The sequence below is a fragment of the Streptomyces sp. 13-12-16 genome (assembly GCF_002114215.1).
GTDB lineage: Bacteria > Actinomycetota > Actinomycetes > Streptomycetales > Streptomycetaceae > Streptomyces.
The window spans coordinates 1-7,603 of the sequence record NZ_NCTE01000636.1; the positions used below are offsets into that span (position 1 = coordinate 1).

Below are 7,603 nucleotides of genomic sequence, written 5' to 3' on the forward strand. Positions count from 1 at the left end.
CGCGGGCCGCGGCGCCGGTGCGCCGCGGCGCCGGTGCGCCGCGGCCCGCGCCCGCGTCGTGGTTCAGGGGGCCGCTCGGCTCATGCCGTGTGGATCTCCAGGGCGGCACGCACGGCGGACTCCACGGCTCCCTCGATCCACGCCGGCTTGACGGACGTGTGGTCCCCGGCGAAGTGCAACGGCCCTTCGCGTACGGGGATGGCGGGCAGCAGCTCCGTGTGCTGCCCTGGCAGGAGCACGGACGCCTCCCCGTAGGCGTAGGGGTCGCGCAGCCAGCTCTGCGTGCGGCCCGCGCCGGTGTAGAAGACCTCGATGCGCCGGCCGTAGACCTGCTGGAGGCCGCACAGGGCGTGCGGGTACCGTGCCTCGTCGTCCAGGGAGTCCCAGCGCAGCGCGTCGTCCGCCCAGCTGTAGGACGCCAGGACCACGCCCCCCTCGCTGCCCGGAACCGGATGGGAGGGGTGGAACATGAACCGGTTGGCGTTGTCCGACACCGATCCGCCTCCCACCACGTCGACCGCCTCCGGCTGGTCGCGCGTCAGCGCGCGGTTGGCGGCGTAATGGGTGCGCTGGCCCGCCGAGATGTGCCCGTCGGGCACCGAGGGATGGGCGCCGAGCAGGCTGCCGTCCGCGGTGGCGCGGCCGGTGCGGTAGGCGTCGTACAGGCCCGGCTCGATGGCGTTCAGCTCGCGCTTCCAGTCGGCCTCGCCGAACTCCCACCAGCGGCGGCTGAACTCCAGCAGCACCTTGGTCGCGCTGTCGTAGTGCAGTTCGCAGACGGCGCGGCGCTTGCCGTACGACATGGGCGGCTCGATCTGCACGTGGCGCAGTCCGGAGAACGGCACCGTCACCACGGCGACGTCCGCGGTGAACTGCTCGCGCACGACGGGCCCGTCACGGCCCTCGGACACGGTGTCCACCCACACGTGCGGTCCCTTGCCCCGGACGTGCTCGGTGTCCGACGAGGCGCGGTCGGGATGGTGGTACTCGATGCGCGTGACACGGCGGTCGAACCTCACCTCCTTGCGCACGCGTTCCAGCAGGGCGTCCGGCAGTACGGCCGTGCCGCCCTCCAGTTCGTAGAAGGGTGTGTCGGGGCTGATGAGGGAGGAGCCGATGAAGCTGTGGATGAAGGACAGCGGGAGGCGGGAGGTGAGGTTCTCCAGGGTGCCGATCAGGTCGATGGTCCGCTCGTCGAGGCCGGCGTGCTCGGTCAGGAAGCGGAACATCGACCAGTCGCCGAACCGCTGCACCACGCGGGCCCAGCCCTTCAACTGCTCGGGGAGCGGTTTGCCGACCCGTTTGCCGTCGCGGTCGACGTGACTGAACTCGTCGCGCACCGGGTCCAGTACGGAGCGCAGGATGGCGGCGGCGGGGGTGTCCCAGTGGGCCCGGGGGACGCCGAAGGACCGGTTCACGCGCCGGGGCGCGCGGGCGTAGTCGGCGCGCCGCACGCGGATGCCGTTGACGTGGATCCAGGTGCGGTGGGCGGGGCGTCCCTCGGTGTCGACGTCGACGTAGTGGAAACGCCGCTTCTTCAGGTCGAACCGGTCGATCAGCTCCATCACCAGGGGATGGCTGCCGGGGATGCGCATCGCGCCCGCCTCGGCGTACTGCCGGGGATCGGCGAAGGGCTGTGCGGCCTGTTCGTGGCCGCCGTTGCGGAAGGTCTTGACGCGTCCGCCCGCGCGGTTGCCGTTGGCCTCCAGCACCGTCACCCGGTGGCCGGCCCTCTTCAGCAGCCAGGCGGCCACCAGTCCGGCCGGGCCGGCGCCGATGATCAGGACGTCCCTGGGGCGCGTCCGCCGGTGTGCCGGCAGTCCCTCCCGGAGGACGCGCCGGTAACGCGGGACGAGGGGGTGGTCGTCGGAGTCCAGGACGAGCAGTGCGCGGGCGACGGCGAGGCACCGGTCGAAGTCGGGGCCACGGCTGTCGGCCGGGGCGGCCGGTGCGGGCAGGGCCGCGGCACCGCCGCCGGTCAGGGCCGTCGCCACCGTGGCCGTACCTGCCGCCGCCGTGAAGCTCCTCCGGGAGAAGCCGCTGTTCGAGCGCACCACCGCGTGATCTTCAGTCATGGCGGTCTTTGTACTGGTGGCTGTGACCGGACGCCCTTCTTTCGTCCCGGAGTTGACCCGAAGGAGCGAAGCGGCGACGAACCCTGACGCCACGGCGGGCCGGCCGGCGCGGACGGCCCGGGGAACCCGAAGGAATGAATGCCGGGCGACCCCGCGATGCCGTGGCGATCTTTCCCGCACACTGCCAGTTGCGTATCCACATCCGTGCTCTCCGGCGGGCTCGCGCGTCGCGTACGCGGCGCCGTACCGGACCCGCAGGAGCGCGGGGCGACCAAGGGGGGAAGGGTGGCGCAGCCGCGCGCTCGGTTCGGCGACAGGGCCCGTTACTGGTTCGACAGCACGCTGGCCCGCGGTGCCTCCGCCCTCGTCGGCTGGATGGCGCTGTTGTGTCTGGCCGTCGTGGTCCCGGCCAGTGCGGTGCTGGTGTGGACCGACCCCGACGCGCCGGCTTCCCTGACGGACCGGTTCGCGCAGGTGTGGCGCCTGACCGGGGAGACACTGCGGCTGGGCGGTTCGACGGGGACGCCGCTGCGCGTCACGTTGTCGCTGCTGCTCGCACTGGTCGCCCTGCTGTACGTCTCGACCCTCGTCGGTCTGATCACGACGGCCCTGACGGAGCGGCTCACCGCGTTGCGCCGTGGCCGTTCCACGGTGCTCGAGCAGGGGCACGCCGTGGTTCTGGGGTGGTCGGAGCAGGTCTTCACGGTGGTGGGCGAGCTGGTGGCCGCCAACGCCAACCAGCGGCGGGCGGCGGTGGCCGTGCTGGCCGACCGGGACAAGACCGCCATGGAGGAGGCCCTGAGCACGAAGGTGGGTCCCGGCGGCCGTACGCGGCTGATCTGCCGCAGCGGCCCCACCACCGACCCGGCCGTGATCGGTCTGACCAGCCCGGAGACGGCCGGTGTCGTGCTGGTGATGCCTCACGACGAGCCGGACGCCGACGCCGAGGTGGTCAAGACACTGCTGGCGCTCAGGGCGGCCCTGCCCGGGGGGACCGCCCCGCCGCCCGTCGTCGCCGCCGTCCGGGACGACCGCTACCGCCTGGCCGCCCGTCTCGCCGCCGGGCCGGACGGCGTCATCCTGGAGAGCGACACCGTCACCGCCCGGCTGATCGTCCAGGCCGCGCGTCGCCCCGGGCTCTCCCTGGTCCACCAGGAACTCCTCGACTTCGCCGGCGACGAGTTCTATCTGATCGCCGAACCGGCCCTGGCCGGGCGGCCGTTCGGCGACGCGCTGCTGTCCTACCCGACGTCGAGCGTCGTCGGGATGGTGCGCTCGGGCACTCCCCTGCTCAACCCGCCGGAGCGAACGCCCCTCGCCGCGGACGACCTGCTCGTCGTCATCTCCCGTGACGACGACACGGCCTGGCTCGGCGACTGCGCGGAGCTGGTCGAGAAGGGGGCGATGACGTCCGGGCCGCCGGCACCCGCGCGGGCGGAGCGGGTTCTCCTGCTGGGCTGGAACCGCCGGGCGCCGCTCATGATCGACCAGTTGCGCCGCCGTGCCCGGCCCGGTTCCACCGTCGACGTGGTGGCGGACGGGGACGAGGCGACGGTCCGGCAGGTGGACGAGGCCGACGCGCACGGCGGCACCGGCCTGGCCCTGACACTGCACCACGGGGACGTCACCCGCCCCGAGACCCTGCGGCGTCTGGACGTCCACTCCTACGACAGCGTGATCGTGCTCGGCCGGGACCCCGTTCCCGGACAGGCGCCGGACGAACCGGACAACCGCACGCTCGTCACCCTCCTGCTGCTGCGCCAACTGGAGGAGGCCACCGGGCGTGAACTGCCGGTCGTCACCGAGCTGATCGACGACCGCAACCGGGCGCTGGCCCCCATCAGTCCCGGAGCCGACGTGATCATCAGTGGCAAGCTCATCGGCCTGCTCATGGCGCAGATCTCCCAGAACCGTCACCTGGCGGCGGTGTTCGAGGAACTGTTCTCCGCCGACGGCGCCGGGGTCCGCCTGCGGCCGGCCACCGACTACGTACGGCCCGGGTGTGAGACGTCCTTCGCCACGGTCGTGGCCGCGGCACGTCATCGCGGTGAATGCGCCATCGGTTACCGGAGCCACGACGGCTCGTCGACGGATCCCGGTCACGGCATGCGGGTCAACCCGCCCAAAGCCGAGCGGCGCCGGTGGACGGCCGCGGACGAGGTGGTCGTCATCGGCAAGGACTGACGGACGGTTCCGCCCGGCCGCCTCAGGGCGGGGGCAGGCCTGCGGGCCAGGAGCACCGGGCCGCCGGAGGACGCGTGCGGGCCCTCCCCGTGAACGGCGTCACGGCGTGTCCGGGGGCCGTCCGGTCCCGGTGCCCGGCGGGAGGGGACGGCCCGCGTGCGGACCGGCGGGCCGCGCATTAGCGTGGGGAGCGTCGGCGGCAGTCAGCAGCGCGCACCCGGGGAAGGTGACGCCCATGCCGGACACGGAAACAGCCATGCCGAGGACCGTCCCGGAGCAGGCCCTGTCGCAGGAACTCCGTTCCTCGCTGCACGGTGAGGTGATCGACCGTGGCCATCCCGGCTACGACGAGGCCAGAACCGTATGGAACGGGCTGATAGACCGGCACCCCGCACTCGTCGCCCGGTGCTCGGGTACGGCGGACGTGGTCGAGGCGGTACGGGCGGCGCGGAAGTTCCGGCCCGTCGTCAGTGTCCGCGGAGGCGGGCACCAGGTGGCGGGCAGCGCGGTCTGCGACGACGGGCTGGTGATCGACCTCTCGCACATGAAGGGCGTGCACGTCGACCCCGCCACGCGCACGGCTCGGGCCCAGGCGGGAGTGACCTGGGGCGAGTTCGACCGTGAGACCCAGTTGCACCGTCTGGCCGCGCCGGGCGGGGAGATCTCGGCGACCGGGATCGCCGGCCTCACCCTCGGCGGCGGCTTCGGTTTCGTGATGCGGACGTTCGGCCTGAGCTGTGACAGCCTCCGCTCCCTGACGGTCGTCACCGCGGACGGCACGGTACGCACCGCGAGCCGGGAGGAGGAGCCCGAGCTGTTCTGGGCGGCGCGCGGCGGCGGCCGGGGCATCGGTGTCGTCACCTCCTTCGAGTTCGACCTCCACCCGCTCGGCCCCGAGGTGGCCGCCGTACTGGTCCTCCACCCGTACGAGCGTGCCGAGGAAGTACTGCGGGCCTGGCGGGACGCCGCGGCCGTCGCGCCGGACACGGTGACGCCGGAGCTGCTGCTGTGGAGCGTCCCCGCGGACCCCGCGGTTCCGGCCGAACTGCACCGGGCGAGCTGCGTGATGGTCGGGGCCGTCCACGGGGGCCCGCCGGGAGACGGCGCCGCGGCGGCGCTGGCCCCGCAACGCGAACTGGGCCCGCCACTCCTCGACTTGAGCGGAACCGTGCCCTACGTCGCGTTGCAGGGCGCCAACACCTGGCGGTTCCCCGACGGGGAGCGCTACTTCATGAAGTCGCACTTCATGGACGACCTCGGCGACGAGGCCATCCGGACCCTGGTGGACTGGTACTCCCGGCGTCCGACTCCGGAGAGCCTGATCGTCGTCCGCACCCTGGGCGGCGCCGTGGCGCGCGTCGGCCCCGACGACAGCGCGTTCGCACACCGGTCCGCACGCTTCAACGTCAGCATCGACGCCGGCTGGCAGGACCCGGCGCTGGACGACACCGCGATCGGCTGGGCACGCTCGGCGTGGGACGCGATGAAGCCCTTCTCCAGCGGCGGGACGTACGTCAACTTCGCGGGGCTCGGTGAGGACGCCGGGGAGCTGAGGGGCGCGGTGTTCGGCTCGCACGAGGAGCGGCTCGAGCACGCGCGCGCCGCGTACGACCCGGAGGGCCTCTTCCGGTCGGCCGCGTACCGTCCGTGACCGTGACGTGGCCCGGCCGCAGAGGTCCGGCGGTGCCGTCCGGCCGGCTTCTCAGCCGGCCGGTGGTGGGTGGGCCGCACCGCCGAGGCTCTCGACCGTACGGGTCGTGGAGTCGTAGCTGCGCGCGCCGGTGAAGGCCGCCTCCCGGGGTTCGCGCAGCGCGGTGGGCAGAAGGCGGTCGGGCCACCGCGCCGTGGCACGGCGCGACCGGGCCAGCGTCATGTGCGGGATCCAACGTCCCGGAGCGTGCAGCGGGTTGAGGCGGCCGGCGGTGGGGGCGAGTACCTCCCACACCCGCCGGTGCAGTTCGAGGACCGGCGCGTCGGCCTCGACACGCCAGGCGAGCACGCGGGTACGTCCGTCGAAGCGCAGCAGCCCGTCCAGCCGGAACGGCACGGGCAGCCCGCCGTCGAGCAGCGCGGCGAGTTCCGCCCTGGCCGAGGGGCGGAGGTCCTCGCACGTCGCGAGGGTCACGTGGGGCCGATTGGTCGGGTGCCGGTGTTCCGCGAGGCTGGACAGTCCCGCGGCGGCCATCATGCGCCACATCTCCCGGACGTGCGCCTCGGTGGCGGTGTCGGGCAGCAGTTCCACGGTGCGCACGGCGCCAGCCTACGCGGCGGTCCGCCGGCCATCGCGATCCGCCGTGTTCGTCGTACGGGCTCGGAGCGGGCGCCCGGCCTGCGGCGGCAGTACCTCCGGCGCGTCCGGGCGCGGTCGTTGCGTGCCGGTGCCCGGGAGCCTGCCGCCGTCCTCCGTGAGGCGGTGGCGGAAGCCGTCCTGCGCGTCGTGGTCACCGCTGCTACGCGCCGCCGTCCGCCGGCCCCGTAAGGGACGGATCCCGCCCGCCGAGGACCGCGTCGGCGGCCCGCAGATGGCGGGCGACCGGGCCGAAGGAGACCAGGCCGCTGCCGCCGCCGGCCGACTCGCCGTCGGCGGCGGCGAGTTCGTCACGGGCACGGCGCAGGACCTCCTGGTGTCCCACGGCCGCGGCGGTGCGGGCCAGTACGCACCAGAGTGCCTCCTGGAGGAGGTCGTGGGGTGGCCGGGGAACCGTCGCGAGTGCCTGCCGGGCTCGCTCGGTGGCGCCGGAGGCGGCCTGCAGCAGGGGGACGAGCCACGGCCGGTAGGGGCCGGCGTCGAGGCCGGCGAAGTCGTCGGGGTCGGGCAGGGTGCCGTCCCGCATCGACGGGACGAGCGCGACGAGGGCGGCCGCTCCCCGGGTGAGTCCGGGCATGCCGTAGCCCGCGGTCTCCGCGAGGAGCTCGGCGTACCGGGGGCGGGCCGCCGGCCATCCGTCGGTCTCGCAGGCGCGCAGGGCCCGGTACCAGGAGGTGAACACCGCGGCGAGGGGCCGTTCGTTGCGGTGCGCGAGCCGGTCGATCTCCTCGGCCTCCGCGTCCGCCGCCGCGAGGTCACCGAGACCGGCGAGGGCCTGGACGCGGACGAGACGGCCCAGAACCTCGTGGCCGGGCAGCTGGTGGTCGACGGCCAGCCGGGTCAGTTCGGCGCCGAGGGCGTCCCGGCGGGCGGCCGATCCGCAGGTGGCGAAGGACTGCATGAAGGCGCCGTTGAGGGCGAACGCGAGCACCGCGGGGTCACCGAGGCGGCGGGCGAGGCGGACGGCCTCCTCGGCGGCGCGTTCGGCGCGCAGCCGCCACGGTTCGGCGGCGGACGTGGCGGCCGCCCGGGGAAG

4 protein-coding genes and 1 pseudogene are annotated in these 7,603 nt (G+C 74.0%); 2 read left to right on the forward strand and 3 right to left on the reverse strand.

Annotated features, from left to right (window positions below; genetic code table 11):
* Positions 1-80 precede the first annotated feature (80 nt).
* On the reverse strand, positions 81-2,075 hold the full coding sequence (locus B7767_RS24725; RefSeq protein WP_085574133.1) for an FAD-dependent oxidoreductase: 1,995 nt from the start codon (positions 2,073-2,075) through the stop codon (positions 81-83).
* A 285-nt stretch (positions 2,076-2,360) separates the two neighbouring features.
* Between B7767_RS24725 and B7767_RS24730 the strand changes: the two genes are divergently transcribed.
* Together B7767_RS24730 and B7767_RS24735 are read left to right on the forward strand one after the other, a co-directional pair.
* Complete coding sequence (locus tag B7767_RS24730) at positions 2,361-4,259, forward strand: NAD-binding protein (RefSeq protein WP_085574134.1); 1,899 nt, start codon at positions 2,361-2,363, stop codon at positions 4,257-4,259.
* A 235-nt stretch (positions 4,260-4,494) separates the two neighbouring features.
* Positions 4,495-5,910, forward strand: coding sequence for an FAD-binding oxidoreductase (locus B7767_RS24735; RefSeq protein WP_085574135.1), 1,416 nt, complete (start codon positions 4,495-4,497; stop codon positions 5,908-5,910).
* Between the two features lie 51 nt (positions 5,911-5,961).
* On the opposite strand, the gene B7767_RS24740 is transcribed toward B7767_RS24735, so the two are convergent.
* Both B7767_RS24740 and B7767_RS24745 read right to left on the reverse strand, forming a co-directional pair.
* On the reverse strand, positions 5,962-6,501 hold the full coding sequence (locus B7767_RS24740) for a 2'-5' RNA ligase family protein (RefSeq protein WP_085574136.1): 540 nt from the start codon (positions 6,499-6,501) through the stop codon (positions 5,962-5,964).
* Between the two features lie 208 nt (positions 6,502-6,709).
* Positions 6,710-7,603, reverse strand: a pseudogene (locus B7767_RS24745) (SARP family transcriptional regulator); the annotation flags it as partial.